General features: G+C 74.6%; 23 protein-coding genes. 5 read left to right on the forward strand and 18 right to left on the reverse strand.

The genetic code is table 11. From position 1 onward, the window contains the following. Positions 1–2: 2 nt before the first annotated feature. From nuoK to CFLA_RS13745, 13 genes are all read right to left on the reverse strand, one after another. Positions 3–302, reverse strand: coding sequence for an NADH-quinone oxidoreductase subunit NuoK (nuoK, locus tag CFLA_RS13685; protein ID WP_013117924.1), 300 nt, complete (start codon positions 300–302; stop codon positions 3–5). Then, positions 299–1,276 carry an NADH-quinone oxidoreductase subunit J gene (locus CFLA_RS13690; protein ID WP_013117925.1) on the reverse strand — a complete coding sequence of 326 codons (978 nt, stop codon included), beginning with the start codon at positions 1,274–1,276 and terminating at the stop codon, positions 299–301. Before CFLA_RS13690 ends, nuoK begins: the two co-directional genes overlap by 4 nt. Continuing rightward, entirely contained in the window at positions 1,273–2,058 is a 786-nt protein-coding gene (nuoI, locus tag CFLA_RS13695) for an NADH-quinone oxidoreductase subunit NuoI (RefSeq protein ID WP_425358341.1), read from the reverse strand. Before nuoI ends, CFLA_RS13690 begins: the two co-directional genes overlap by 4 nt. Next, positions 2,051–3,427, reverse strand: a complete 1,377-nt coding sequence (gene nuoH, locus CFLA_RS13700) for an NADH-quinone oxidoreductase subunit NuoH (RefSeq protein ID WP_013117927.1) — start codon at positions 3,425–3,427, stop codon at positions 2,051–2,053. Before nuoH ends, nuoI begins: the two co-directional genes overlap by 8 nt. Beyond that, positions 3,424–6,078, reverse strand: coding sequence for an NADH-quinone oxidoreductase subunit G (locus CFLA_RS13705; protein ID WP_013117928.1), 2,655 nt, complete (start codon positions 6,076–6,078; stop codon positions 3,424–3,426). Before CFLA_RS13705 ends, nuoH begins: the two co-directional genes overlap by 4 nt. Next, the gene (gene nuoF, locus CFLA_RS13710) at positions 6,075–7,409 is read right to left on the reverse strand and encodes an NADH-quinone oxidoreductase subunit NuoF (RefSeq protein WP_013117929.1); all 1,335 of its coding nucleotides are present in this window, start codon (positions 7,407–7,409) and stop codon (positions 6,075–6,077) included. Before nuoF ends, CFLA_RS13705 begins: the two co-directional genes overlap by 4 nt. After that, positions 7,409–8,293 carry an NADH-quinone oxidoreductase subunit NuoE gene (gene nuoE / locus CFLA_RS13715; protein ID WP_013117930.1) on the reverse strand — a complete coding sequence of 295 codons (885 nt, stop codon included), beginning with the start codon at positions 8,291–8,293 and terminating at the stop codon, positions 7,409–7,411. The genes nuoF and nuoE overlap by 1 nt, the downstream gene beginning before the upstream one ends. Further along, entirely contained in the window at positions 8,293–9,639 is a 1,347-nt protein-coding gene (locus CFLA_RS13720) for an NADH-quinone oxidoreductase subunit D (protein WP_013117931.1), read from the reverse strand. Before CFLA_RS13720 ends, nuoE begins: the two co-directional genes overlap by 1 nt. After that, complete coding sequence (locus tag CFLA_RS13725; protein ID WP_013117932.1) at positions 9,639–10,568, reverse strand: NADH-quinone oxidoreductase subunit C; 930 nt, start codon at positions 10,566–10,568, stop codon at positions 9,639–9,641. Before CFLA_RS13725 ends, CFLA_RS13720 begins: the two co-directional genes overlap by 1 nt. After that, positions 10,565–11,116 (reverse strand): NuoB/complex I 20 kDa subunit family protein, encoded by a 552-nt coding sequence (locus tag CFLA_RS13730; RefSeq protein ID WP_013117933.1) that lies wholly within the window; start codon positions 11,114–11,116, stop codon positions 10,565–10,567. The genes CFLA_RS13725 and CFLA_RS13730 overlap by 4 nt, the downstream gene beginning before the upstream one ends. A gap of 69 nt (positions 11,117–11,185) precedes the next feature. Beyond that, entirely contained in the window at positions 11,186–11,548 is a 363-nt protein-coding gene (locus CFLA_RS13735) for an NADH-quinone oxidoreductase subunit A (RefSeq protein WP_013117934.1), read from the reverse strand. 69 nt (positions 11,549–11,617) lie between these two features. After that, on the reverse strand, positions 11,618–12,919 hold the full coding sequence (locus tag CFLA_RS13740; RefSeq protein WP_043599077.1) for a geranylgeranyl reductase family protein: 1,302 nt from the start codon (positions 12,917–12,919) through the stop codon (positions 11,618–11,620). Between the two features lie 247 nt (positions 12,920–13,166). Continuing rightward, positions 13,167–13,859: a demethylmenaquinone methyltransferase gene (locus tag CFLA_RS13745; RefSeq protein WP_013117936.1), complete on the reverse strand. Its 693-nt coding sequence runs from the start codon at positions 13,857–13,859 to the stop codon at positions 13,167–13,169. A 111-nt stretch (positions 13,860–13,970) separates the two neighbouring features. On the opposite strand from CFLA_RS13745, the gene CFLA_RS13750 reads away from it, so the two are divergent. Both CFLA_RS13750 and CFLA_RS13755 read left to right on the forward strand, forming a co-directional pair. Beyond that, entirely contained in the window at positions 13,971–15,017 is a 1,047-nt protein-coding gene (locus CFLA_RS13750) for a TRM11 family SAM-dependent methyltransferase (protein WP_013117937.1), read from the forward strand. Positions 15,018–15,102: 85 nt separating this feature from the next. After that, positions 15,103–16,428 (forward strand): isochorismate synthase, encoded by a 1,326-nt coding sequence (locus CFLA_RS13755; RefSeq protein ID WP_013117938.1) that lies wholly within the window; start codon positions 15,103–15,105, stop codon positions 16,426–16,428. Between the two features lie 80 nt (positions 16,429–16,508). Here the strand turns inward: CFLA_RS13755 and CFLA_RS13760 are convergent, their stop codons facing one another. The 3 genes from CFLA_RS13760 to CFLA_RS13770 all read right to left on the reverse strand — a co-directional run bounded on the left by CFLA_RS13760 (position 16,509) and on the right by CFLA_RS13770 (position 21,131). Next, positions 16,509–18,122, reverse strand: a complete 1,614-nt coding sequence (locus tag CFLA_RS13760) for a S1C family serine protease (protein WP_245530248.1) — start codon at positions 18,120–18,122, stop codon at positions 16,509–16,511. A 115-nt stretch (positions 18,123–18,237) separates the two neighbouring features. Continuing rightward, entirely contained in the window at positions 18,238–20,178 is a 1,941-nt protein-coding gene (gene menD, locus CFLA_RS13765) for a 2-succinyl-5-enolpyruvyl-6-hydroxy-3-cyclohexene-1-carboxylic-acid synthase (RefSeq protein WP_013117940.1), read from the reverse strand. Further along, entirely contained in the window at positions 20,175–21,131 is a 957-nt protein-coding gene (locus tag CFLA_RS13770; RefSeq protein WP_013117941.1) for an o-succinylbenzoate synthase, read from the reverse strand. Before CFLA_RS13770 ends, menD begins: the two co-directional genes overlap by 4 nt. Positions 21,132–21,647: 516 nt before the next feature. Here CFLA_RS13770 and CFLA_RS13775 point away from each other — a divergent pair. Further along, positions 21,648–22,631 (forward strand): 1,4-dihydroxy-2-naphthoyl-CoA synthase, encoded by a 984-nt coding sequence (locus CFLA_RS13775; protein ID WP_013117942.1) that lies wholly within the window; start codon positions 21,648–21,650, stop codon positions 22,629–22,631. 6 nt (positions 22,632–22,637) lie between these two features. Here CFLA_RS13775 and CFLA_RS13780 read toward each other — a convergent pair whose 3' ends face one another. Then, complete coding sequence (locus CFLA_RS13780; protein WP_013117943.1) at positions 22,638–22,817, reverse strand: hypothetical protein; 180 nt, start codon at positions 22,815–22,817, stop codon at positions 22,638–22,640. Positions 22,818–22,974: 157 nt separating this feature from the next. After that, entirely contained in the window at positions 22,975–24,075 is a 1,101-nt protein-coding gene (locus CFLA_RS13785; RefSeq protein ID WP_013117944.1) for a DUF3048 domain-containing protein, read from the reverse strand. Between the two features lie 189 nt (positions 24,076–24,264). Between CFLA_RS13785 and menE the strand changes: the two genes are divergently transcribed. Together menE and CFLA_RS13795 are read left to right on the forward strand one after the other, a co-directional pair. Next, a complete protein-coding gene (gene menE / locus CFLA_RS13790; protein WP_013117945.1) occupies positions 24,265–25,416 on the forward strand; it encodes an o-succinylbenzoate--CoA ligase in 1,152 nt (383 codons plus the stop codon). 47 nt (positions 25,417–25,463) lie between these two features. Further along, complete coding sequence (locus CFLA_RS13795) at positions 25,464–26,333, forward strand: 1,4-dihydroxy-2-naphthoate polyprenyltransferase (RefSeq protein WP_013117946.1); 870 nt, start codon at positions 25,464–25,466, stop codon at positions 26,331–26,333. Positions 26,334–26,342: the final 9 nt, after the last annotated feature.

A 26,342-nucleotide genomic window follows, 5' to 3' on the forward strand; every position in this document is an offset into this window, starting at 1 on the left:
CCTCAGCTCTTCAGCAGGTTGACGTCGTCGACCGACGCCGAGCGCCTGGTCCGGAAGATGGTCACGATGATCGCGAGCCCGACGACGACCTCCGCTGCCGCGACGACCATGACGAAGAACGCGAGCACCTGGCCGGACAGGTTGCCGTGCAGGCGCGAGAACGTCACGAGCAGCAGGTTCGTCGAGTTGAGCATGAGCTCGACGCCCATGAACACGATGATCGCGTTGCGCCGCAGCAGGACCGTCGTGGCACCGATCGCGAACAGGATCGCGGCCAGCACCAGGTAGTGGGTCAGGCTCACCGGCCCGCCTCCTCGTCGTGCGTCGGGGCCTCGGCAGCAGAGAGCGCCTCAGGGTCGGCGGTCGCCTCCTGCGCGTCGGTGTCGCGCACGACCACGCCGCCGGCGATCCGCCCGTGCTCGTCGCCCTGGTACTCGTCGTCGGACGTGAACGTGCCGGCACCGACGGCCCAGCCGCCGGCCAGCACGCGGTCGATGCGTGCCGCGTACTCGCGCGCGTCGGCCTCCTGGCCGCGGACGCGCAGCACGCGCGGCACCGAGGACTCCAGCGGTGTGCCGTCGGGCAGCAGCGCCGGGACGTCCATCGCGTTGTGCCGGGCGTAGACGCCGGGCGCCGGCAACGACACCGGGTGCTGACCGTCGCGCAGGCGCCGCTCGGCGCGCTCGCGCTGGGTGACGCGCGGTGCGAGCCGGCCGCGGTGCGTGAGCACCAGGGCGCCGAGCGCCGCGGTGACGAGCAGGGCGCCGACGACCTCCATCGCGAGCACGTGCTGGCCGAAGATCACGTGCGCGACGGCCTCGGGGTTCGACGGCTGGTTCGCCGTCGCGAGCCCCTCCGGCGCACCGTACGTCGCGCGGCCGACGACTCCTGCCAGGACGACGCCCAGACCCAGGCCCGCCAGCAGGCCGATCCAGCGCTGCCCGCGGATGGTCTCCACGAGGGAGTCGGAGCGGTCGACGCCGACGAGCATGAGGACGAACAGGAAGAGCATCATCACGGCCCCGGTGTAGACGACCACCTGCACGACGCCGAGGAACTCCGCCCCCTGCGCGACGTACAGGAACGCCAGCGAGATCATGATGAAGATGACCGCCAGGGCCGCGTGCACGGCCTTGCGGGCCAGCAGCAGGCCGAGTGCCGCGAGCACCATGAGCGGGCCGAGCGTCCAGAACAGCACGGCCTCGGCCGTGCTCGTCCGGCCGGCGTCGGTCAGTGCGCCGGCGGCCGCCGGCAGCACGGAGAGGACGAGACTCACCGGGCACCCCCCTGGCGGTGCGCGGCCGCCGTGATCGCACGTTGCGCGAGGCGCGTCTCCCCCAGGTCGGGGACCTGCGCCCCCTGCGCGGCGTTCTCCGGCAGCGTCGGGTCGTCGGGACGGTGCTCCGCGACCCACGCGCGCTGGTCCTCGGTCACGCCCGTGACCGCGCCGCGGTAGTAGTCGGTGTCCGACGAACCCTCGACCATCGGGTGCGGCGTCGCGAGCTGGCCCGAGCGCAGCGGGGCCAGCAGGTCCTGCTTCTCCCAGATCATGCCGGGACGCGTGGGGCCCGCGAGCTCGTACTCGTTGGTCATCGTCAGCGCCCGCGTCGGGCACGCCTCGATGCACAGGCCGCAGAAGATGCAGCGCAGGTAGTTGATCTGGTAGACGCGGCCGTACCGCTCCCCCGGCGAGTACTGCGCGTCGGGGGTGTTGTCGTCGGCCTCGACGTAGATCGCGTCCGCGGGGCAGGCCCACGCGCACAGCTCGCAGCCGATGCACTTCTCCAGGCCGTCGGGGTACCGGTTGAGCTGGTGGCGGCCGTGGTAGCGGGGCTTGGTCGGCACCTGCTCGCGCGGGTACTGCTCGGTGACCGTCGGCTTGAACATGTTCGCGAACGTGACGCCGAACCCGGCGACGGGCGCGAGCAGCTCGCTGAGCCCCGAGCGCTTCTCGATGAGCGACTCGTAGCCCTGCGCCGGGCGGTCGACCTCGCCGCCCGTGCGCGTGCGCTGCACGTCGGCACCGGGCGCAGGCTTCTTCTTGCGCTGCTCAGCCACCGCGCACCTCCAGCGGGGTCTCGGGTCCGGACGGGTCGCCGGCGTCCGTCGCGGCGAGGCGACGGGCCGCACGGGGGGACGGGGGCAGCACCTGACCGGGCAGGGGCGGCACCGGGTAGCCGTCGGCGAAGGGGTCGAACTCCTGCGGGCCGGTGGGCTCCGGGGTCGGCTCGGGCTTCTTCTCCGGCACGAGGAAGGACGCGACGAGGCCGACGGCGACGAGCCCTGCGAGCACGAACAGCAGCGTGCGCAGGTCGACGTCCCACAGCTGGCGCGCCGCCTGCACGAGCGTGACGCACACGACCCACCCGAGCGCGGCCGGGATGAGGACCTTCCAGCCGATCTTCATGAACTGGTCGTACCGGAAGCGCAGCACCGAGCCGCGGATCCACACGAAGAGGAACATGAACAGCCAGACCTTGGCGACGAACCACAGGACGGGCCACCAGCCGGTGTTGAACATGCCGTCGTTGATCGCCGAGATCGGCCACGGGGCGCGCCACCCGCCGAAGAACAGCGTGGTCGCGACCGCCGAGACGTTGAGCATGTTGATGTACTCGGCGAGGAAGAACCACGCGAACTTCATCGAGGAGTACTCGGTGGTGTAGCCGCCGACGAGCTCGCCCTCGGCCTCGGGCAGGTCGAACGGCAGACGGTTCGTCTCGCCGACCATCGAGATGACGTAGATGACGAACGCCGGCAGCAGCGGCAGGAACCACCAGACCTGCGTCTGGGAGTCGACGATCTGGGACGTCGACATCGACCCGGCCATGATGAACACGCTCACCAGGGACAGGCCCATCGCGAGCTCGTACGAGATGACCTGGGCGGTGGAGCGCACGCCGCCGAGCAGCGGGTACGTCGAGTTGGACGACCAGCCGCCGAGCACGATGCCGTACACGCCGACCGCGGCGCACGCGAGGATGTAGAGCACGGCGACCGAGAAGTCCGTGAGCTGCAGCGGCGTCACGACGCCGAAGATGCTGACCTCGGGGCCGAACGGGATGACCGCGTAGACGAGCAGCGAGCACAGCACGGCGATCATCGGCGCGAGGATGTAGACGAGCTTGTCGGCCGCCTTGACGGTGATGTCCTCCTTGACCAGGAGCTTCATCGCGTCGGCGAGGGACTGCAGCAGACCGAACGGCCCGTGCACGTTCGGACCCGGCCGCAGCTGCATGCGTCCCACGACGCGGCGCTCGAACCAGATCGCGATGAGCACGCTCGTCAGCAGGAAGACGATGATCGCGACGGCCTTGAGCAGCCACACCCAGAACACGTCCTGGCTGAAGTCCGCGGTGACCGGCGCGACCGCGCCGTCGCCGACCGCGGACGGCACCGCGCCCAGTGCTGTGACCAGCACGCTCATGCCCGCTCCTCCTCGTCCACGCGGACGCCGGCGACGGCCTCCGCGGCGTCCCCGCTCAGCCGCTCGTCGGCCTGCGCGGTGGTGGGGGCGACCTCGCCGCCACCCGCCGGCGCGAGCCGCACGACCGCGCCGCCGACCGCGCCCAGCACGTCCCGCACCGCGCCGCCGCGCGGGTTGGTCGCGAGCCACACCACGTGGTCGGCCATGTCGGTGACCCGCACGAGCGCCGTGATCGTGCCCCGGTCGGTGCTCACCGTGACGTGCTCGCCGTCGACGAGCCCTGCCGCCTCGGCCGTGACGGCCGAGACCCGCGCGACCGGTTGCTTCGCGGTGCCCGCGAGGTACGGCTCGCCGTCCTGCAGGCGACCCGCGTCGAGCAGCTGGTGCCACGTCGCGAGGACCGCGTGCCCCGGGGGGACGGCGGGCGGCTCGGCCGCCGGCGTCACCGGGGCCGGGACGCGCGCTCCGTCCCACCCGCCGAGCTGGTCGAGCTCGGCGTGCACGTCGGCGAGCGCCCGCAGGCCCAGGTCGGCGCCGAGCGCGTCGGCCAGCCGGTCCAGGACGCGGAAGTCCGACAGATGGGTGGTCGTCAGCGCCTGCGGGAACGGGCGCGGGCGCCCCTCCCACGAGACGAACGTGCCGGCCTTCTCGACCGGCGGCGCCACGGGCAGCACGACGTCCGCGCGGTCCGTGACCTCGCTGCGCCGCACCTCGAGCGAGACGAGGAACGGCACCGTGTCGAGCGCCCTGCGTGCGAGCACGGGATCGGCGTGGTCGGCCGGTTCGACGCCACCGACGAGCAGCGCGCCGAGCGTCCCGTCGGCCGCGGCCGCGAGGATCTCGTCGGCGCTGCGCCCGGGGGTGGCCGGAAGGTCGTCGACGCCCCACACGGCGGCCAGGTCGACGCGGGCCGACGCGTCGGCCACCGGGCGCCCGCCCGGCAGCAGCGTCGGCAGCGTGCCGGCCTCGACCGCACCGCGCTCGCCCGCACGCCGCGGGACCCACGCGAGGCGGGCACCGGTGCGCTGCGCCAGGCGCAGCACCGCGCTGAGGGCGCCCGGCGCCGTGGCGGCCCGCTCCCCCACGAGGATCACGGCACCCTCGGCGGCCAGCGCCTCGGCGGTGTCGCCCAGCACGTCGTCCGCGCCGGTCGCGATGGCGTCGAGCACCTCGGGCTCCGTGCCCGGGGCGGCCGCCAGCAGCGTGCCGTCGAGCCGCTCCAGGCCCCTGCTCGCCAGGGCCGCGACCGAGAACACGCGCGTGCGGCCCTTGACGACCGACTCACGCAGGCGCAGGAAGAGGATCCCGCCCTCCTCCTCCGGCTCGTACCCGACGCACAGCACCGCAGGCGCCGCGACGAGGTCGCCGAACGTGACCTGCAGCGTGCGGCCCGCGACGTGGTGGCCGAGGAAGGCCTCCTCCTCGTCCGAGTGCGGGCGCGCGCGGTGGTCGACGTCGTTGGTGCCGAGGACCGTGCGCGCGAGCTTGGCGTACGCGTAGGCGTCCTCGAGCGTGAGGCGGCCGCCGGGCAGCACGCCCGTCGCGACCCCGCGCAGGCCCTCGGCGGCGGTGTCCAGCGCCTCGGTCCACGAGCAGGGCTCCAGCTCGCCACGCGTGCCGTCGGCGTTCCGACGGCGCACGAGCGGCGTCGTGATGCGGTCCGGGGCGGACTGCCAGTGGAACGCGAAGCGGTCCTTGTCGCTGATCCACTCCTGGTTGACGGCCGGGTCGTCGCCCGCGAGCCGTCGCAGCACGACGCCGCGCCGGTGGTCGACGCGGATCGCCGAGCCGTTGGCGTCGTGCTCCGCGACGGACGGCACCGACACGAGGTCGAACGGCCGCGAACGGAACCGGTACGCGGCCGACGTCAGCGCGCCGACCGGGCAGATCTGCACGGTGTTGCCGGAGAAGTAGGACGCGAACGGCCGGCCGCTCGTGTCGAGCGTCGAGGCTCCCACCGGGGTGTCGCCCGCGAACCCGAGGACCTCGGTGTCGAACGTGCCGATCTGCTGCTGCGCACCGCGCTTCTGCAGGTCGATCCACACGTCGCCCGCGATCTCCTCGGAGAACCGCGTGCAGCGCTGGCACAGGATGCAGCGCTCCCGGTCGAGCAGGATCTGCGTCGAGACCGCGATCGGCTTGGGGAACGTGCGCTTCACGTCGACGAACCGCGTCGCCGCGCGACCGTTGCTCATCGCCTGGTTCTGCAGGGGGCACTCGCCGCCCTTGTCGCAGACCGGACAGTCGAGCGGGTGGTTGATGAGCAGCAGCTCCATGACGCCGTGCTGCGCCTTGTCGGCCTCGGGCGACGTGTGCTGCGTCTTCACCTGCATGCCCGGCGTGGCCTCGAGCGTGCAGGACGCCTGGGGCTTGGGCATCTTGGCCAGGTTGCCGTCGCGGCCGGGCGCCCACACCTCGACGAGGCACTGGCGGCACGCACCGGCGGGCGCGAGCAGCGGGTGGTCGCAGAAGCGCGGGATCTGGATGCCGAGCTGCTCGGCCGCGCGGATGACGAGCGTGCCCTTCGGCACGCTCGTCTCGATGCCGTCGACGGAGAAGGTGACGGTGTCCGTCGGCTCCGGCGCAGGGGTCGGGGGCGCGGCCGGCACCAGCGGTGTGGTGTCGGTGCCCTTCGGGGTCGTGATCGTCATGCGTGCACCCCCGCCAGCTGCGTGCTGCGACGCGGCGTGTAGTCGAAGAGCGAGCTGCGCTCGGGCGGGAACAGGACGTCGGCGGGCGTGTGCGTGCCCGCCTCGAACTCCTCCCGGAAGTACTGGATGGCGCTCGTCACGGGGCTCGTCGCACCGTCGCCGAGCGCGCAGAACGCGCGGCCCAGGATGTTGTCGCACAGGTCGAGCAGCAGGTCGATGTCGGCCGACGTGCCCTGACCCGCCTCGAGGCGCGCCATGACCTGCGCGAGCCAGAAGGTGCCCTCGCGGCAGGGCGTGCACTTGCCGCACGACTCGTGCTTGTAGAACTGGATCCAGCGCGAGACGGCCTTCACGACCGACGTGGTCTCGTCGAAGATCTGCAGCGCGCGCGTGCCGAGCATCGAGCCGGCCTTGCCGACCGACTCGTAGTCGAGCGGGACGTCGAGGTGCTCGGCGGTGAAGATCGGCGTCGACGACCCGCCGGGCGTCCAGAACTTCAGCTCGTGGCCCTCACGGACCCCACCGGCCATGTCGAGCAGCTCGCGCAGCGTGATGCCCAGCGGCGCCTCGTACTGCCCGGGCCGCGTGACGTGCCCCGAGAGCGAGAACAGGCCGTGCCCGGCGGAGCGCTCGGTACCCATCGACGTGAACCAGTCGGCGCCGCCGACGATGATCCCGGGCACGGACGCCACGGACTCGACGTTGTTGACGACCGTGGGCCGCGCGTAGAGGCCGGCGACGGCGGGGAACGGCGGCTTGAGGCGCGGCTGGCCGCGCAGGCCCTCGAGCGAGTCGAGCAGTGCCGTCTCCTCGCCGCAGATGTACGCACCGGCACCGGCGTGCACCGTGATCTCCAGGTCGAAGCCCGACCCGAGGATGTCCGTGCCCAGGTACCCGGCCTCGCGCGCCTCGCGGACCGCCTCGAGCAGCCGGCGGTACACGTGCACGACCTCGCCGCGCACGTAGATGAACGCGTGGTGGCAGCCGATCGCGTAGGACGTGATGATCACGCCCTCGATGAGCTCCTGCGGGCTGGCCATCATCAGCGGGATGTCCTTGCAGGTGCCCGGCTCGGACTCGTCGGCGTTGACCACGAGGTAGCGCGGGCCGCCGTCGGGCGCGGGCAGGAAGCCCCACTTCATGCCCGTGGGGAAGCCGGCACCGCCACGTCCGCGCAGGCCGGAGTCCTTGACGGTCGTCACGACGTCCGCCGGCGCCATCGTCAGCGCCTTGCGCAGGCCGCGGTAGCCGCCGTCGGCCTCGTAGCGCGCGAGCTTCCAGGACCGGTCCGCGTCCCAGTGCGCGGACAGCACGGGGGTCAGGGTCGTCATCACGACTCCTTCGCGTCGTCGGACTTCTGCTTGCGCTGCTCGCCGGCTGGCGAGACGTCGGCGGGTGCCGTCACAGGACGGTCGGCGCTCGACTGCTCCTCGCCCGCGGCGGGCACACCGTGCGTGGCCGTGGCCGTGGCCGCGGCGCGCTCGGCGGCGTCGTACGACGGCGCCGTCCAGCCGCGCTCGCGCGCGAGACGCGTGCCACGCACGGTCGGCTCGCCGGCGCCCACGCCCTCGTCGGCGCGCCCGTCGGGGAAGCCGGCGAGCACGCGGCTCATCTCCTTGAACGTGCACACCGACGAGGCCCCGCGGGTCGGGGCGACCGCCTCGCCGGCGGCCAGCCGGTCGACGACGTCGACGGCCGACGCGGGGGTCTGGTTGTCGAAGAACTCCCAGTTGACCATCACCACGGGGGCGTAGTCGCAGGCCGCGTTGCACTCGACCCGCTCGAGCGTGATCGCCCCGTCCGGGGTGGTCTCGTCGTGCCCGATGCCGAGGTGCTCGCTGAGCTCCTCCCAGATGGCGTCGCCGCCCATGACCGCGCACAGCGTGTTGGTGCACACGCCCACGGTGTACGTGCCGTTGGGGTGGCGCTTGTACTGCGTGTAGAACGTCGCGACGGCCGACACCTCGGCCGTCGAGATGCCCAGCACGGACGCGCAGAACGCGATGCCGCGCGGGCTGACGTAGCCGTCCTCCGACTGCACGAGGTGCAGCATCGGCAGCAGCGCCGAGCGCGCCTGCGGGTAGCGCGCGACGATCTCCTGCGCGTCGGCGGTCAGCCGCGCGCGCGTCGCGTCGTCGTACCCCGTCGCGTGCCGGGCGCCCGGGGCGCGCCCGTGGTCGTGGGGCGCAGCTGCGCCCGCGTGCTCGACGGACATCAGCGGTCCACCCCTCCCAGCACCGGGTCGATCGACGCGACGGCGACGACGACGTCGGCGACCTGCCCGCCCTCGCACATCATCGAGACGGCCTGCAGGTTGTTGAACGACGGGTCGCGGAAGTGCGCCCGGTACGGCTTGGTGCCGCCGTCGGACACCAGGTGCACGCCCAGCTCGCCGCGCGGGTGCTCGACGGTCTGGAACACCTGGCCGGCCGGCACGCGGAAGCCCTCGGTGACGAGCTTGAAGTGGTGGATCAGGGCCTCCATCGAGGTGCCCATGATCTCCTTGATGTGGTCGAGCGAGTTGCCCATGCCGTCCGTGCCGATGGCGAGCTGCGCGGGCCATGCGACCTTCTTGTCCGCGACCATGACCGGCCCGGGCGTCGCGAGCCGCTCGAGGCACTGCTCGACGATCCGCATCGACTGGTAGCACTCCTCGATGCGCACGATCAGGCGCGCCCAGGAGTCCGAGGCCTCCTGCGTCGGCACGTCGAAGTCGTACGTCTCGTAACCGCAGTACGGGTCCGTCTTGCGGACGTCGTACGGCAGGCCCGTCGCGCGCAGCAGGGGGCCGGTGACGCCCAGCGACATGGCGGCGGCGAGGCTGAGGACGCCGACCTCCTTCATGCGCGCCTGCAGGATCGGGTTGGCGAGCATGAGGTCCTCGAGCTGCGTGAAGTAGCCGCGGACCTTGGTCATCGCCTCGCGCACCTGGTCGATGGCGCCGGGGGGCACGTCCTGCGCGACGCCGCCGGGGCGGATGTACGCATGGTTCATGCGTAGCCCGGAGACCATCTCGAAGATCTTGAGGATCTCCTCGCGGGCCGTGAAGCCGAGGATCATGATCGTCGTCGCGCCGAGCTCGTTGCCGCCCGTGGCGAGGAAGACCAGGTGGGACGAGATGCGGTTGAGCTCCATCATCAGCACACGGATGACGCTGGCGCGCTCCGGGACGTCGTCCGTGATGCCCAGGAGCTTCTCGACCGCGAGGCAGTAGGCCGCCTCCTGGAACAGGGGGGCGACGTAGTCCATGCGGGTGCAGAAGGTCACGCCCTGGGTCCAGGTGCGGAACTCCATGTTCTTTTCGATGCCCGTGTGCAGGTAGCCGATACCGGCACGGGCCTCGGTGACGGTCTCGCCGTCGATCTCGAGCATGAGCCGCAGCACGCCGTGGGTCGACGGGTGCTGGGGGCCCATGTTGACGACGATGCGCTCCTCGCCGAGGCGTGCGGCCTCCTCGGCGATCTCCGACCAGTCGCCGCCGGAGGCCTCGAACGAGGGCACGCCCTGCGTCTCGTCCTGGGAGACGGGCCGGGTCGCGTGAGGGGTCTGCGAGGTGGTCATCAGCTGTACGACCTCCGCTGGTCCGGGGGCGGGATGGTCGCGCCCTTGTACTCGACCGGGATCCCGCCGAGGGGGTAGTCCTTGCGCTGCGGGTGGCCCGGCCAGTCGTCGGGCATCTGGATGCGCGCGAGGCCGGGGTGCCCGTCGAACACGATCCCGAAGAAGTCCCAGGTCTCGCGCTCGTGCCAGTCGTTGGCGGGGTACACCGCCGTCGTCGACGGGACGTGCGGGTCGCCCTCGGGGACGGCGACCTCGAGCCGCAGACGGCGGCCGTGCGTCACCGAGACGATCTGGTAGACGGCGTGCAGCTCGCGTCCCGCGTCGTGCGGGAAGTGCACGCCGGAGACGCCGAGCGACAGCTCGAACCGCAGGTCGGGGTCGTCCCGGAGCTGCTGCACGACCTCGACCAGGTGCTCGCGTGCGACGTTCAGCGTGAGCTCGCCGCGGTCGACGACGACCGACTCGACGGCGTTCGCGAAGCCCGTGCCGGACTCGTCGAGCACCTCGGTGAGGATGTCGACGACCTCGTCGAACCAGCCGCCGTAGGGCCGCTCGCTCGGCCCGGGCATCGCGATCGTGCGGACGAGACCGCCGAAGCCCGAGGTGTCGCCCGTGCCGCTCACCCCGAACAGGCCGGTGCGGACGTCGACGACGTCGAGCGGCGTGCGGGCGCCCGGCTCGACACCGGCGGGCACGTTCTGGGAGCCGGCCTCGAGAGCGGCGGCGCTCGTGCGCTGCGTCCCCGCGGGGGCGGGCTCGCCGGGCTTGACGGCGGCCGACGCGTCGGCCTTCTCGGCGGTCGCCTTGTCGCCCTCGACCGGTCGGTCGGCACCGGGCGTCGTCGCGTCCTCGCGGGGCGTGCCGACGGCCTCGGGCTTCGTGCCCTTCTCCGGCCCACCCTCGGGCGGGGTGGTCTTCTCGTCGCTCATCGCAGCAGTCCCGTCATGTGCGACGTCGGGGTCGCGGCCATCGCGGCCTCCTGCGCCTTGCGGGCGGCCTCCTGGCGGTTGACGCCGAGGGGCTCGTCCTGGATCTGCTGGTGCAGCGCGAGGATCGCGTGCAGCAGCATCTCGGGGCGCGGGGGGCAGCCGGGCAGGTAGATGTCGACCGGGACGATGTGGTCGACACCCTGCACGATCGCGTAGTTGTTGAACATGCCGCCGGAGGACGCGCACACGCCCATCGACAGCACCCACTTCGGCCCGGCCATCTGGTCGTAGACCTGGCGGACGATCGGGGCCATCTTCTGGCTCACACGCCCGGCGACGATCATGAGGTCGGACTGGCGCGGCGACGCGCGGAAGACCTCCATGCCGAGGCGCGAGATGTCGTACCGGCTGGTGCCGGCCGCCATCATCTCGATCGCGCAGCACGCGAGCCCGAAGGTCACGGGCCACAGCGAGGCCTTGCGGAAGTACCCGACGAGGTCCTCGACCGTCGTCAGCAGGAAGCCCGAGGGCGCTTCCTCGATCCCCATGTCAGTCCCTCCTCGGTGAAGTCGTCAGTGGGCGCGGCGTCGTCGACACGGCCGGCGCGGGGTGCGGCGTCAGTCCCACTCCAGGCCGCCGCGCTTCCACTCGTACGCGAACGGGACCGTGATGATCAGCAGGAACACCATCATCGCCACGAGGCCGAACGTCGCGAGCTCCGCGAAGCCGACGGCCCACGGGTAGAGGAAGACGACCTCGATGTCGAAGACGATGAAGGTCATCGCCACCAGGTAGTACTTGATCGGGAAGCGCCCGCCGCCGATCGCGTGCGGCGTGGGCTCGATGCCGCACTCGTAGGCCTCGAGCTTGGCGCGGTTGTAGCGCTTGGGCCCGAGGATCGCGCTCGCGCCGACGCCACCGAGGGCGAGGACGGCCGCGATCCCGATCATCACCAGGAGCGGGACGTACGGGTTGCTCATCGAGCGGTCCTCCTCGTCGAAGACGACCGGCGGTGCCGGCCCTGCGTGCCGTGGGTCATGCTCGTCGCCTCATGCGTCCGGCGCCAACCGTGCGAGCCCGGAGATGACGCGGTCGACGAGATCGCCGCCGCGCGGTTCGTAGCAGTCGGACAGCAGCTTGAGGACGAACTTCATGAGCAGCGGCCGGGGCAGCCCGTACCGGGTGCACAGCCGCATCACCTGCGGGTGCTCGATGAGCCGCACGAACACCCGGCCGAGCGTGTAGTACCCGCCGAGGTCGTCCTTCATGCGCTGCTGGTAGGACGCGAGCGCGCGCTCGCGTCCGGCGGCCGAGCCGCGCGCCAGGGCCTGCGCGATCGCGTCCGCCGCGACCCGCCCGGCCTGCAGGCCGTACGCGATGCCCTCGCCGTTGAACGGGCTCACCATGCCGGCCGCGTCGCCCGCGAGCAGCAGCCCGTCGGCGTACAGCGGACCGCGGTTGAAGCCCATGGGCAGGGCGGCGCCGCGCACGGGGGCCACCTGGTTCTCGGGCGTGAACTCCCACTCGGCCGGGGCGTTCGCCATCCAGCGCGCGAAGAGGTCCTTGTAGTCGACCTTGGTGGCAGCGGCCGTCGAGCTGACCGAGCCGAGCCCGACGTTGGCCGTGCCGTCCCCGAGGGAGAAGATCCAGCCGTAGCCGGGCATGAGGTTGGACCGCCCGGGGGCGCCGTCCCACAGCTCGAGGTGCGACTCCATCCACGGGTCGTCGTGGCGCGGCGTGCGGAAGTAGGTCCGCACGGCGACACCCATCGGACGGTCGTCACGCTTGGTACGCCCGACCGCGGTCGCCAGGCGCGCGGAGACGCCGTCGGCCGCGACGACGACGGGGGCGCGGTACTCGACCTCGTCGCCCGCGTCGACCGTGCGGCGGCCGTCGCGCGCGACGGCCCGGGCGCGGACGCCGACGACGCGTGCGGTGCGCTCGTCACGCACCGGTGCGACGACGGACGTGCTCTCGAGGAGCTTCGCCCCGGCCGCGCGGGCGTGCTCGGCGAGCGTCTGGTCGAAGGACGTACGGGCGCGGGCCAGGCCGTAGGAGGGATAGCTCGACAGCTCGGGCCACGGCAGCTCGAGGCGGTGCCCGCCGCCGATGACCCGCAGGCCGCGGTTGCGGATCCAGCCGTCCTGCTCGCGCGTCGGCACGCCCATGCGCACGAGCTCGGCGACCGCGCGCGGCGTCAGGCCGTCGCCGCAGATCTTGTCGCGCGGGAAGGTGGCCTTCTCCAGCAGCAGCACGTCGAGCCCGGCGGCCGCGCAGTGGAAGGCCGTGGACGCTCCGGCAGGGCCGGCGCCGACGACGATGACGTCCGCGTCATCGACCGCTGCGACCACCCTTGCCACCCCACTTGTGACGTTGTTCACGTGCTCCTCGGCGAGTGTAACGAGCACCTGGGAGCGTGTCTGCGAAGGTCTGCCTTACCTGCCCCCGCGGCCTGGGACGATGGGCCCACGGGGAGGCCCGGACCTGGGGCGAACCGGACCGCCGGGAGCACCCCGAGGGCTTGCAGACCGCATCCGGGCAGCCGGCGCAGGAGGCCGCTGGGAGCCGCCCGGCCCCCGGCCGCACCGCCGCCGCGGATCAGGGCCGGTGCGCGCGGTGCAGCGCGACGATCCCGCCCGAGAGGTTCCGGAACGCGACCTTGTCCCAGCCCGCGTCGCGCACCATGAGGCCGAGCTCGCGCTGCCCGGGCCACTCGCGGATCGACTCGGCGAGGTACACGTACGCGTCGGGCTCCTTGGAGACCGCGCGCGCGACGGGAGGCAGCGCCCGCATGAGGTAGTTGGTGTAGACGGTGCGGAACGGTGCGAACGTCGGGCGCGAGAACTCGCACACGACGAGGCGGCCGCCGGGCTTGGTCACCCGCAGCAGCTCGCGCAGCGCCGCGTCGACGTCGTTGACGTTGCGCAGCCCGAACGACATCGTCACGGCGTCGAACGACTCGTCCGCGAACGGCAGGTGCAGCGCGTCGCCCGCGACGAACGGCAGGTCCGGCCGGCGACGGCGACCGACGCGCAGCATGCCCGTCGACAGGTCGCACGGCACGACGTGCACGCCCGCGTCCGCGAGCGGCTCGCTCGACGTGCCGGTCCCGGCCGCGAGGTCGAGCACGGTCTCCCCGCGCCGCGCGTCGAGGGCGGCCAGGGTGGCCCTGCGCCAGGTACGGTCCTGCCCCAGCGAGATGACGTCGTTCGTCACGTCGTACCGGTGCGCGACGGCGTCGAACATGGCGGCGACGTCGCGGGGGTCCTTGTCGAGGGCGGCGCGAGGCATGCGCCCATGGTCGCAGGTCCCGCGCGCGGGACGCGCACCGTGCTCGGGTAGCGTGCGGAGCCGGGCGCGCGACGGCGCGTCGCACGACCAACCCCCGGGGGCCCACCACCCATGCCGCAGTACGCGATCCTCGTCCAGCCGTCGGCGAACCGGGTGTACTCGCAGCACGCCGCACGTCTCGTGCGCCACGAGCTGCTCGCGCTCGACGCGCTGCTGCTCGACGGCCGCGCGGGCGCGCACGGCGGCCCGGTCGAGCGCACCATGGGCGGCGTCCCGTACCTCGTCCTCGAGGCGGACCTGTCGCCCGACGACCTACGCGTGCTGGCGAACCTGTCCTCGCTGTTCGCGCTGTTCGAGCTCCGCGACGACGGCGCGCTGCTGCCGCTCGACGCCCCGCGGCTCGACCGGTACGACGACGACCTGCTCACGATCCTCAAGTACGTCGGCAAGACGAACGAGCAGCTCACGCGGCTCCTGCTCAACCTCACGGCCGCCGCGGCGACGACCCGCGAGCAGTTCCTCGGGCGCCGTGTGCGCGTGCTCGACCCGATGTGCGGGCGCGGCACGACGCTCAACCAGGCGCTCATGTACGGCTGGGACGCGTCCGGCGTCGACGTCGACCGCCGCGACGTCGAGGCGTACACCGCGTTCCTCGACCGGTGGCTGCAGGACAAGCGGCTCAAGCACCGCTCGAAGAGCACGCGCGTGCGCGTCGACGGCCGCACCCTGGGGCGCCGCACGACGTTCGAGCTCGCCGCCGACAAGGAGGCGTACCGCGCCGGTGACGTGCAGACGGTCGAGGTGACGCAGGGCGACACCCTCGACGTCGGGCGCATGTACCGCCCCGGGTCGTTCGACGTCGTCGTCGCCGACGCGCCGTACGGCATCCAGCACGGGTCGGTGACCGGCCCGCGCACGCCGTCGCGATCGCCGCGCGACCTGCTCGCGGACGCGGTCCCCGTCTGGACGGGCGTGCTGCGGCGCGGCGGCGCGCTGGGCCTGTCGTGGAACACGCGGGTGCTGCCGCGCACCGATCTCGTCGCGATGCTCGTCGACGCGGGCCTCGAACCGCTCGAGGACGCCCCGTTCCTCGGCCTCGCGCACCGCGTCGACCAGGCGATCGAGCGCGACGTCGTCGTCGCGCGCAGACCGGCCTGACACCGCCGACGAACCGCCCGCTGAGACGAGCGTCGCACCGCCGTCCCCGCGTCGGTGCGCGCGCGAGGGCCTACCCTGGAGGGCGATGAGCACGTCGCCCCGCACCCCCGTCACGGGTGGCGTCCCCCGCCCTCTGCTGGTGCGCACCGTGCCGTGCGACCTGCCCTCGGGTGACGCGCCGGACGCCGCCGACCTGCTCGACCTGCTCGGCCCCGACGCGCCGCTCGCGTGGGTGCGGCGCGGCGACGGCCTCGTGGCCTGGGGCGAGGCGGTGCGCGTCGAGGTCCGGGGGGCCGACCGGTTCGCCGCCGCGGAGCGCGCGTGGCAGGGCGTGCTGCGGCACGCGATCGTCCGCGACGAGGTGCGGCTGCCGGGCACCGGGCCCGTGGCGTTCGGCTCGTTCGCGTTCGACGACGACTCGCCCGCCGGTGGCGTGGTCGTGGTGCCCCGCGTCGTCGTCGGACGTCGCGACGGCCGGACGTGGCTGACGACCGTGAGCACCGCGGGCGAGCTCGGCCCGGTCCCCCGGCTGTGCGACGTCGTGCCGCCCCGCACGGCACCCGTCGCCCCGGGCGACGTCACCTACACCGACGGCGCGGTCGACGCCGAGGCCTGGCTCGACGTGGTCGCGCGCGGCGTCGCCGCGATCCGCGCGGGCGAGGTGGACAAGGTGGTGCTCGCGCGCGACGTGCACGCGACCACCGAGCACCCGCTCGACGTGCGCTGGGCGCTGCACCGCCTGGCCGACCGCTACCGCTCCTGCTGGACGTTCAGCGTCGACGGCATGATCGGCGCCACCCCCGAGCTGCTCGTGCGCTCCGAGCGTGGTCTCGTCACCTCACGCGTGCTGGCCGGCACGATCCGGCGCACGGGCGACGACGACGCCGACATGGGGCGCGCCGCGATCCTCGCGCACTCGTCGAAGGACCTCGAGGAGCACGAGTACGCGGTGACGTCCGTCGCGCGGGCGCTCGCCCCGTTCTGCTCCTCGTCGAACGTCCCCGACGTGCCGTTCGTGCTGTCGCTGCCGAACGTGCTGCACCTCGCGTCCGACGTGACGGGCGTCCTCACCGCCCCGCAGGGCGACGAGGCGCACCCGTCGTCCCTGGCGCTGGCCGCCGCGCTGCACCCCACCGCCGCGGTGTGCGGCACGCCGACGCAGGCCGCCCGCGCGCTGATCTCGCGCATCGAGGGCATGGACCGCGGCCGCTACGCCGGCCCCGTCGGCTGGTTCGGCGCCGACGGCGACGGCGAGTGGGGCATCGCGCTGCGCTCCGCCGAGCTCGACCCCGTCGACCCGCGCCGCCTGCGGCTGTTCGCCGGCTGCGGCGTCGTCGCCGCGTCCGACCCGGCGGCCGAGCTCGCCGAGTCCCGCGCGAAGCTCGACCCCATGCGGCACGCGCTGTCCTGACCCGCGGCACGCGGCGTCCGGACACGGCACGTGGCCCCCGCCCCCCGACGGGGCAGGGGCCACGTGCGTGCGCAGGTGCGTCAGCCGCGGCCCGCGCGCTCCTGCAGCCACTGCCACAGCTCCTCGGGCGTCATGCCACCGGGCATGGTGTCCTCGCCCTGGTCCGGCGTGCCCTGCTCGCCCTGGTCGCCGGGTGCCGGCTGCCCCTGGCCGGGCTGCTGCGCGTCGATGTCGTCGGGGCGCGTCGCCAGGGTCACGTCCACCTCGACCGCCGCGCCGTCACGCACGACCGTCAGCGTCGCGTCGTCACCCGACGACATCGCCCGCACGAACGCGGTGAGCGACTCGGCACCCCCGACGGGCCGGCCGTCGATCGCGACCACCACGTCACCCTGCAGCACCCCGGCTCCCGCCGCGGGCGAGCCCTCGGTGACCGCCTCGACGACCGCACCACGTCGCGTGACGCCGTCCGCCGTGGCCGTGCCGTCGGAGAGCGAGACACCGAGGAACGCGTGCTCCGCCTGCCCGTCCGCGATGAGCTGCTCGGCGATGTCCTTCGCCAGGTTCACGGGGATCGCGAACCCGAGCCCGATGGACCCCGACGCCTGGCTGAGCGTGGCGATCGACGACGTGATGCCGATGACCCGGCCCGTCGCGTCGAACAGCGGGCCGCCGGAGTTTCCCGGGTTGATCGCCGCGTCGACCTGGATCGCGTTGGTGACCGCACCGCTGCCGCCGTCCGTGCCGCGCGTCGAGACCGGACGGTCGACCGCGGAGACGATGCCGGTGGTGACCGTGTTGGCCAGTCCGAGCGGGTTCCCCACGGCCATGACCGGGTCCCCCACGGTGACCTCGTCGGAGTCGCCCAGGGTCGCGGCCTCGAGGTCGTCCGGCGCGTCGCGCAGGCGGACGACCGCGAGGTCCGTGCTCGCGTCCGTGCCGACGACCTCGCCCTCGAGGATGCGGCCGTCGGTGAGGGTGACGCTCACGTCGCCCTCCGCGCCGGCCACCACGTGGTCGTTGGTCAGCACGAGTCCCGCGTCGTCGATGACGACGCCGGAGCCCTGACCGCCGCCGGCCTGCGTGCGCACGTCGATCGCGACGACCGACGCCTGCACGGCGGCCACGACCCGCTGCCAGTCGGGGTTGTCGACGCTCGACCCCTCGACGGGGCCCTCTCCGGAGTCCGAGCGCCCGAGCTCGGCGATCGACGCGGCGCGCTCCGACCCGGAGGTCCCGCCGTCGTCGAGGAGCCCGACACCCGTGACCGCGCCGCCGCCCACCAGCAGGCCGACGACCGCGGCCGAGGTGATCCACGGCCACAGGCGCGAGCGACGGCGGGGCTCGGCGGAGCCCGGCGCGGCCCACGGGTCGACCTGCGACGGCCCTCCGGGCGGGACGTGACCGGGCGGGACGTGACCGGGTGCGGCCGGCAGGCCGAACGCGGTGCCCGGGGCGTTGTCCGGTGCGCCGGGCGCGGGCGGCGCGGTCGCGGAGGTCGCGCCGGCACCGACGGCGACGGGCTGGCGTGCGGCGCGCTGCGCCGCCTCGTACCGCGCCCAGTGCTGCGCGGGCGTCAGGCGCGGCGCAGCGTCCGCGGGCGGCAGCGGCTGCGTGGCGTCCGCCGCGGGCAGCGGCTGGGTGGTGCGGGGGTCCGGGGTGCCGGCGGGGCGCGGCTCGGGCGTGGTGGTCATGGCTGCCTCCTTGTCGACGTCCATGAGACCTCGTCGTCCTGGGATCGGCCTCCCAGGAACCTGGGAGCTGCCTGTGGAACGTCGAGGACCAGGCGTGGGGTGCGGGGTACGGGGTTCAGGCGAGCGGTGACAGCGCCTTGTCGACGGCGGCCGCGACGTCGACCGCCACGCGCTCGGTGAGCGAGCGGCGGTGCGCACGGTCCACGCGCACCTCGACGACGCTCGTGCCCGTGCCCGGCGCCGCGAGCGCGGGCAGCAGGCCCTCGGTGTCGACGACGCGCGTGTGCCGCACGCCGTACGCCGCGCACAGCGCCGCGACGTCGACGCCGTGCGGCGTGCCGAACACGCGCTCGAAGACGTCGGCACGCTCCGGCTCACCGTGCTCGAGCGTCGTGAACACCGACCCGCCGTCGTCGTTCGCGACGACGAGCTGCAGGTCCACCGGGTGCTCGAGGGGTCCGCGCAGCAGCCCGCCCACGTCGTGCAGGAACGTGAGGTCCCCGAGGTACGCCCGCACTCGCCGGTCGGGCAGCGCGAGCGCGACGCCCGTCGCCGTGGCCACCGTGCCGTCGATGCCCGCGAGCCCACGGTTCGCCAGCACGAGCGGGGCGATGTCCCAGCGGGCGACGAGGTCGAGGTCGCGCACGGGGTTCGACGAGCCGACGACGAGCACGTCGTCCGGCGCGCTCGCGCGCGCGACGGCGCGGGCGAGGGCCCACCCGCTGACCCGCGGCCCGCTGCGCGAGCGGCGCGCGTCCTCCGGGGTGTCGAGGACACCGGCGAGCACCTCCTGCGCCGCCTCGTCGGCCGTGCGCCAGGCGTCGAGCCAGCCCGCGGGCGCGCCGACGCGTCCCTGGCGCATGCGCCACGGCACCTCGAGCAGCACCTGGGAGGCGTTGCGCGCGGCGTCGGGCCAGTCGGTGCCGCGAGGCGCGACCACGAGCACGTCGACGTCGGGCCGCGCGAGCAGCGCCTGGACGGGACGTGTGAGCGTGGGACGGCCCAGCACGACGACGCGCCCGACGCGCCCGCCCAGCCGGTCGTCCGCCAGCAGCATCCGGTACGCGCCGATCGCGCAGGGGCCCTGCCGGGCGCCGGACGACGGCTCGGCGAGCAGCGGCCAGCCGTTGGCCTCGGCGAGGCGGGCGGCCCCGGGGCCGGCCCCGTCGCCCGCGACGACGACCGTGGGCACCGTCCCGCGCGCCCGGCGCGACGGTCGCACGGGCGCGTCGGTGTCGTCGGCGACCAGGTCGGCGACCAGCGGCAGCACGCCCGTCGCACCGACGGCGGGCTCGCTGGGCAGCGCGCGCCCGACGACGTGCGACAGGCCCGCGTCGGCAGGTGCGGGCCACGGTTCGCCGCCGGGCACCAGCGGGTCGCGGAACGCGAGGTCGAGGTGGACGGGCCCGGGGTCGCCGGTGCGGGCCCCCGTCGCGGCCGCGAGCGCGCGCGACACGGTCCGGCGCAGGTCACGGTCCTCGCCGGGGCGGCCGGTCGGCGCGGGGACGTCGACGGCGAGGCGGACCGCGGGACCGAACAGCCCCGGCTGCTCGGTCGTCTGGTTGGCGCCCGTGCCACGCAGCTCGTGCGGGCGGTCGGCCGTCACCAGCACCAGCGGCACGCCGGTGTGGTGCGCCTCGAGGACCGCCGGGTGCAGGTTCGCCACCGCGGTGCCCGACGTCGTGACGACGGCGACGGGCCGCGCGGCGGCAGGACCGCGCGCGCCGGCGTGCGCCGACGCCTTGGACAGCCCGAGCGCGAGGAACGCCGCGTCACGCTCGTCGATCCGCACGTGCAGCCGCAGCGCGGGCGCGCCGACGGGCCGCTCGTCGTCGGGACGGGCCGCGTCGGCCAGCGCGTACGCGAGCGGGGCGCTGCGCGACCCGGGGGCGAGCACGACGTCCCGCACACCGAGCGCCGCGAGGGCCTGCACCACGACGCGGGCGGCAGCGACCGACGGCGGGGCGGGCGGCCCGTGGTCGGGCACGGGCGCGGCCCTGCGCCGCCGACGGGGCGCGGGCGCGTCGTCGGGCTGCGGTGTCACGCCCGCCATCATGCCCGAGCGCGCACGGCGGTGAGCCGCGCGTCCCAGCGGGCCACGAGCGCCGGCGTGGCGCGTGCGGCGTCGAGCAGAGCCGGGTCGGGCTCCGGGCGACGCGCCTCGATGACGCCGCCGCGCGGCAGGAGCGGGTCGGCCACGAGGTCGTCGGCCAGCAACGCCGCGGTCGCCAGGCCGCAGGCGTACGGCAGCTCGGGCAGCGCGGCGGCCAGCGCCAGGCCGGCGGCGAGCCCCACGGAGGACTCGAGCGCGGACGACACGACCACGGGCAGTCCCGCCTCCTCGGCGAGCCGCAGGCACGCGCGCACGCCGCCGAGCGGCTGCACCTTGAGCACGAGGACGTCGGCCGCGTGCCGGCGCACGACGGCGAGCGGGTCGTCACCGCGGCGCACGGCCTCGTCCGCCGCGAGGGGCACGTGCGTGCGGCGTCGCAGTGCGGCGAGGTCGTCCACGCCGGGCACCGGCTGCTCGGCGTACTCGAGCCCGCCGGCGGCGCGGTCGAGCGCCGCGAGGGCGGCGGCCGCGGCGTCGACGTCCCAGGCGGCGTTGGCGTCGACCCGGATGGCACCGTCGGGCCCCAGCGCGTCGCGCACGGCCTCGAGCCGCGCCTCGTCGGCACCCGCCGGCTGTCCGGGCTCGGCGACCTTGACCTTGGCGGTGCGGCAGCCGCCCGACGCGGTGACGATGCGGTGCGCGTGCTCGGGGTCGACGGCGGGCACGGTCACGTTGACGGGAACGTGCGTGCGCACGGGCGTCGGCCAGCCCTCGTCGGAGGCCTCGCGCGCCGCGCGCCACCAGCGCACCGCCGCGTCGTCGTCGTAGTCCCAGAAGGGGCTGAACTCGCCCCACCCCGCGTCGCCGCGCACGAGCACGCCGTCGCGCCGCGTCAGCCCGCGGAACCGCGTCGTCAGCGGCACGTCCCACACGACCAGGTCCGCGAGCCCTCTCACGCACCCAGGCTAGGGGCCCTCCCCCGCCCCCACCGACCGGAACATCGCTCACCGTCCGGGGCTCGCACCGGTGACCCAGGTTCCGCTCGCCGACCGGAACACCGCTCACCTCTCACGGTGCGTCGCGGTGACCCAGGTTCCGCTCGCGGCACCCGCGCCTCGCCGACCGAAACACCGGTCACCTCTCGCGGTGCGGAGCGGTGACCCAGGTTCCGCTCGCGGCGCCCGCGCCTCGCCGACCGGAACACCGGTCACCGTCCGGGGCACGGACGGTGACGCAGGTTCCGCTCGCCGGCCGGAACACCGGTCACCTCTCGCGGTGCGGAGCGGTGACCCGGGTTCCGTTCGCGGCACCCGCCCTCGCCGAGCGGAACACCGGTCACCTGTCGCGATGCGTAGCCGTGACCGGTGTTCCGCTCGGCGGGATGGGCGTGGGGTGTGGGGTGGGGAGTGGGGTTCCGGTGGGCGGGGCACGCAGGGCGTCGGGGCGGGGCGGGCGGTCGTTAGGGTGGGGCGGTGAGCTCGGACGCCGCCCCCGCCCCCCTGCCCGCGCGCGTGTCGGAGACGTTCGACCCGACGCGGTGGCGCGACGTCGAGGGGTTCGACGGCCTCACCGACCTCACCTACCACCGCGGGTACGCGCGGCCCACCGCCGCGCAGGCGGCGGCCGGCGCGGCGCCGCGTGACCTGCCCGTCGTGCGCGTCGCGTTCCACCGCCCGGAGGTCCGCAACGCGTTCCGGCCCCACACGGTCGACGAGCTGTACGCCGTGCTCGACCACGCCCGCACCACGTCCGACGTGGGCACCGTGCTGCTCACCGGCAACGGACCGTCGCCCAAGGACGGCGGCTGGGCGTTCTGCTCCGGCGGGGACCAGCGCATCCGGGGCCGTGACGGTTACCGGTACGCCGACGGCGAGACGGCCGAGGCCGTCGACCCGGCCCGCGCGGGGCGGCTGCACATCCTCGAGGTGCAGCGGCTGGTCCGGACGATGCCGAAGGTCGTCGTCGCGCTCGTCAACGGCTGGGCTGCGGGCGGCGGGCACTCGCTGCACGTCGTCGCCGACCTGACGATCGCCAGCCGTGAGCACGCGCGGTTCATGCAGACCGACGCGAACGTCGGCTCGTTCGACGGCGGGTACGGCTCGGCGCTGCTCGCGCGGCAGGTGGGGCAGAAGCGCGCACGGGAGATCTTCTTCCTCGCGCGGGAGTACTCGGCCGACGACGCGTACGCGTGGGGCGCCGTCAACGACGTCGTCCCGCACGCCGAACTGGAGGACGCGGGGCTGGAGTACGCGCGGATCGTCGCGACCAAGTCGCCGCAGGCGATCCGCATGCTGAAGTTCGCGTTCAACCTCGCCGACGACGGCCTGGCCGGTCAGCAGGTCTTCGCGGGCGAGGCGACGCGCCTGGCGTACATGACGGACGAGGCCGTCGAGGGCCGCGACGCGTTCCTCCAGCGGCGCGACCCGGACTGGTCCGGGTTCCCCTACGCCTACTGAGGCGCGTCAGGACGGGCTGACCCAGGACATCAGGTCGAGCAGCGAGGCGACCACGGCGCCGCCGCCGACCAGCAGCATGACGAGGACGAGACCTGCGGCGACGACGGCCACGGCCGAGCGGAGCGAGTGGTCCTCGGGCTCACGGCGGGACGGGCGGACGGTGGGGAACGAGGTGTGTGCGGCCATGCCCCCAGCGTCGCGCCGACGGCACCGCCGACGCGTCGCCCCGCGGGACCGTCCTGCGCGGCCACGTTCCGCCCTGCGGCTGGCGCCACCTCCACCGTGAGGAGGAGGGGCCGCGCACCGTTGTCGTCCCCAGGTATCGCCGACGGCCGCAGCGGCGTCAGGAGACCGTCAGCGAGCCCTTCCCGGCCGGGATCATCTCGACCCACGTGTTGCCGGGTGCGAGCTCGGCCTCGGAGCCGTCGGGCAGGAACAGCCGCATCGGCTGGTTCTCGGCGTCCTTCTGCCACCGCGCCGCGATCGTCCTGCCGCCCGTCGCCACGACCGCGTCACCGGAGCCCACGAGCTCGTAGGTCGGCACGGCCGCGCCGCCCTGCGCGCCGTACCCGGTGCTCGGGTGGGGCGCCGTGACGGCGACGACGTTGACCGCCGAGATCCGCGCACCGCTCGCCGCGGTCGCGGGCGACGAGCCCTCCGACCGCAGCCACGTGCCCGAGCCGGCGTCCCACGTCCACGTCGGGGACGACTGGCCCGAGAGCCGGAACGCGAGGGTGCCCGCGGGCGTGCCGCCCGTGACCGCCGCGGCCCGGTCCGCGCTGCGCGCGAACCCGAACTGCTCGGGCGGCGCCGTGCGCCCGGCCTCGGCGGTGCCCCACCACGTGGACAGGGAGCCCATGACGTTGTGCGGTGCTGACCGCCCACGCACCCGGTACAGCCCGGGCGCGCCCGCATCGTGCGAGACCTGCTGCACGCCCGACGCAGCGACCAGCGCGAGGATGCCCGCCTGACCGCCGGAGAAAGCGAGCATGCCGTTCAGCGGCGCGACGATGGCCGGGTCCATGGGCCGCACGGAGCGGATCGGGCCGACCTCCTCGGGGGCCTTCGAGTGGAAGACGGCCACCAGGCGCGAGACCTCGAACTCGACGATGGTCTCCCAGACGACGTCCGCCTGGTCGAGGCCGGCCTGCGGGCGCGCGACCGCCGTGTTCTCGATCTTGACCGCGATCGCCGGGCGCGGGTCCGCGACGCCCTGCACCCCCGTGAGGGGCCACGTCGGCGGGACCTCGGGCGCGGGCACGGCCTGCTTGTCCGCCACGACCTCCGCGCGCGCCGTCACGGTGGGCGCCGGGGTCTGCGGCGCGGGCGAGCTGCACGCCGCGAGCGCGAACAGGGCCGACGTCGCGGCCAGCGCACCGGCCCGGCCCCGCCACCTGCGTGCCGTCGTCCGTCCCGTGCTCGTGCGTGCCACCGTCGCTGCCATCGCCACTCCCGTCCCCCGCCGCCGCGGCGATCTGCCACCGCGCGTGCACCGGCGCCACGTCGGGCGCCGGGACACTCTACGACGTCCGCGGGCACCGCCCGGGGAGGCCGCGGCGCCGCCGCCCACCGCCCGCGGCCCGGCCGGTGGGCGGCGGCGCGCGGACCGGGACCGACGACCTACGCTGGGCGGGTGAACCGGCCGCTGCGCGACGTGCCCGCGCGGGTACCGGACCTCGTACCGGCCCTGACCGCGGCGCTGGACGGCACGGGTCCGGCCGTGCGCGTCCTCGACGACCCCTCCCCCGGCCCCGCGGTCGACGTGCCCGACCAGGTCGCGCTCGTGGTGCGGACGTCGGGCTCGAGCGGACGGGCCCGCGACGTGATGCTGCCGGCCGCGGCGCTGCGGGCGTCCGCCGAGGCGACCGCAGCACGCCTGGCGGGACCCGGCGCGTGGCTGCTGGCACTGCCGACGCACCACGTCGCGGGGCTGCAGGTGGTGCTCCGGGCGCTGCTCGCCGGCGGGGAGCCGACGACGCTCCCGGAGGGGCCGTTCCGCGCCGCGGGGTTCGTGGAGGCCGCGCACGCGACGACCGCCGGACCCGGGCCCCACTACACGTCCCTCGTGCCCACGCAGCTCGTGCGCGTGCTCGACGCCCCGGCCGCCACGGACGCCGCACGGGAGTTCGACGCGGTCCTGGTGGGCGGCGCCGCGTGCCCGGCGCCGCTGCTGGCCCGCGCCCACGCGGCGGGGCTGCACGTCGTCACGACGTACGGCATGACCGAGACCTGCGGCGGCTGCGTGTACGACGGCCGTCCGCTGGACGGTGTCACCGTCGCCGTCGACGCCGAGCAGCGGGTCTCCCTCAGCGGTCCCGTGCTCGCGGCGGGCTACCTGCACCGTCCCGACCTCGACGCGACCACGTTCACCACGAGCGCCGGTCGCCGGTGGCTGCGCACGGCCGACCGCGGCCGGCTCGACGACGGCGTGCTGCACGTGCTCGGGCGCCTGGACGACGTGCTCGTCACCGGCGGCGTGAAGGTCGACCCGTTGGCCGTCGAGGAGCTGCTCGGGGCCGCCCCGGGCGTGCGCGAGGTGTGCGTCGTCGGCGTCCCCGACCAGCACTGGGGGCAGTCCGTCGTGGCCGTCGTGGTCACGCAGGACGGCACCGCACCGCCCCTCACCCAGCTGCGCGCGACGGTGGCGGCGGCCCTGGGTCCGGCGAGCGCACCACGGCAGGTGCTCGTCGTCGACGAGCTGCCCGTGCGCGGACCCGGCAAGCCCGACCGGCGTGCGGTCGCCCGACTCGCCGCGCAGCTCATGCCGGGCCCGCCGGCCCGCTGACGCACCCCGACCGCAGCACGACCACCGCCCCACCGAACAGGAGCACGATGGCCACCGCCTCCGAATGGCTCGCCGGCTCACGCCCCCGCACGCTGCCCGCCGCCGTCGCCCCGGTCCTCGTCGGCACCGGCGCCGCGGCGCAGGCCGGCGGCGCGCACGCGGGTCGCGCCGCGCTCGCCCTGGGTGTCGCTCTGGCGCTGCAGGTCGCCGTGAACTTCTCCAACGACTACTCCGACGGCGTGCGGGGCACCGACGTGGACCGCGTGGGCCCGATGCGCCTGACCGCGTCGGGCGCGGCGCCCCCCGCGCAGGTGCGCAACGCCGCGGTGCTGTCCTTCGCCGTCGCGTCGGCCGTCGGCCTGTGGCTCATCGCGCTCTCGGGTGCCTGGTGGCTCGTCGCGGTCGGCATGCTGTGCATCGTCGGTGCGTGGACGTACACGGGCGGGAAGCGGCCCTACGGCTACCTCGGCCTCGGCGAGGTCGGGGTGTTCGTGTTCTTCGGCCTGGTGGCGGTGCTGGGCACCACGTACACGCAGCTGGGGCGCGTGACGTGGCCGGCCGTGGTCGGGGCCGTCGCGATCGGCCTGCTGGCGTGCGCGCTGCTCATGGCCAACAACCTGCGGGACGTGCCCACCGACGCCCTCGTCGGCAAGCGCACGCTCGCGGTGCGGCTGGGCGACCGGCGGGCGCGGCGGCTGTACGCGGTCATGGTGTCCGTCCCCGTGCTCCTCGGGGCGGTGTGCGCGTTCGCGGCACCGTGGTCGCTCCTCGTGCTCCTGCTGCTGGCGCCCGCGCTGCTGCTCGCGGGAGTCGTGCTGGCCGGGGCCCGCGGGATCGCACTGGTCCCGGTGCTCGGCGGGACGGGGCTGCTCGAGCTCGTGTTCGGTGCGCTGCTGGGACTGGGTCTGGCGCTGTGAGCACCGCGT

This window comes from Cellulomonas flavigena DSM 20109 (genome assembly GCF_000092865.1).
Classification (GTDB): Bacteria; Actinomycetota; Actinomycetes; order Actinomycetales; family Cellulomonadaceae; genus Cellulomonas; species Cellulomonas flavigena.

What these genes read in the sequence shown, in the direction of transcription:
- nuoH (WP_013117927.1), bottom strand. Translation starts at nt 3,427, where the DNA reads ATGAGCGTGCTGGTCACAGCACTGGGCGCGGTGCCGTCCGCGGTCGGC.
- CFLA_RS13705 (WP_013117928.1), bottom strand. Translation starts at nt 6,078, where the DNA reads ATGACGATCACGACCCCGAAGGGCACCGACACCACACCGCTGGTGCCG.
- nuoF (WP_013117929.1), bottom strand. Translation starts at nt 7,409, where the DNA reads ATGACGACCCTGACCCCCGTGCTGTCCGCGCACTGGGACGCGGACCGG.
- nuoE (WP_013117930.1), bottom strand. Translation starts at nt 8,293, where the DNA reads ATGTCCGTCGAGCACGCGGGCGCAGCTGCGCCCCACGACCACGGGCGC.
- CFLA_RS13720 (WP_013117931.1), bottom strand. Translation starts at nt 9,639, where the DNA reads ATGACCACCTCGCAGACCCCTCACGCGACCCGGCCCGTCTCCCAGGAC.
- CFLA_RS13725 (WP_013117932.1), bottom strand. Translation starts at nt 10,568, where the DNA reads ATGAGCGACGAGAAGACCACCCCGCCCGAGGGTGGGCCGGAGAAGGGC.
- CFLA_RS13730 (WP_013117933.1), bottom strand. Translation starts at nt 11,116, where the DNA reads ATGGGGATCGAGGAAGCGCCCTCGGGCTTCCTGCTGACGACGGTCGAG.
- CFLA_RS13735 (WP_013117934.1), bottom strand. Translation starts at nt 11,548, where the DNA reads ATGAGCAACCCGTACGTCCCGCTCCTGGTGATGATCGGGATCGCGGCC.
- CFLA_RS13745 (WP_013117936.1), bottom strand. Translation starts at nt 13,859, where the DNA reads ATGCCTCGCGCCGCCCTCGACAAGGACCCCCGCGACGTCGCCGCCATG.
- CFLA_RS13750 (WP_013117937.1), top strand. Translation starts at nt 13,971, where the DNA reads ATGCCGCAGTACGCGATCCTCGTCCAGCCGTCGGCGAACCGGGTGTAC.
- CFLA_RS13755 (WP_013117938.1), top strand. Translation starts at nt 15,103, where the DNA reads ATGAGCACGTCGCCCCGCACCCCCGTCACGGGTGGCGTCCCCCGCCCT.
- CFLA_RS13760 (WP_245530248.1), bottom strand. Translation starts at nt 18,122, where the DNA reads ATGACCACCACGCCCGAGCCGCGCCCCGCCGGCACCCCGGACCCCCGC.
- menD (WP_013117940.1), bottom strand. Translation starts at nt 20,178, where the DNA reads ATGATGGCGGGCGTGACACCGCAGCCCGACGACGCGCCCGCGCCCCGT.
- CFLA_RS13780 (WP_013117943.1), bottom strand. Translation starts at nt 22,817, where the DNA reads ATGGCCGCACACACCTCGTTCCCCACCGTCCGCCCGTCCCGCCGTGAG.
- CFLA_RS13785 (WP_013117944.1), bottom strand. Translation starts at nt 24,075, where the DNA reads ATGGCAGCGACGGTGGCACGCACGAGCACGGGACGGACGACGGCACGC.
- CFLA_RS13795 (WP_013117946.1), top strand. Translation starts at nt 25,464, where the DNA reads ATGGCCACCGCCTCCGAATGGCTCGCCGGCTCACGCCCCCGCACGCTG.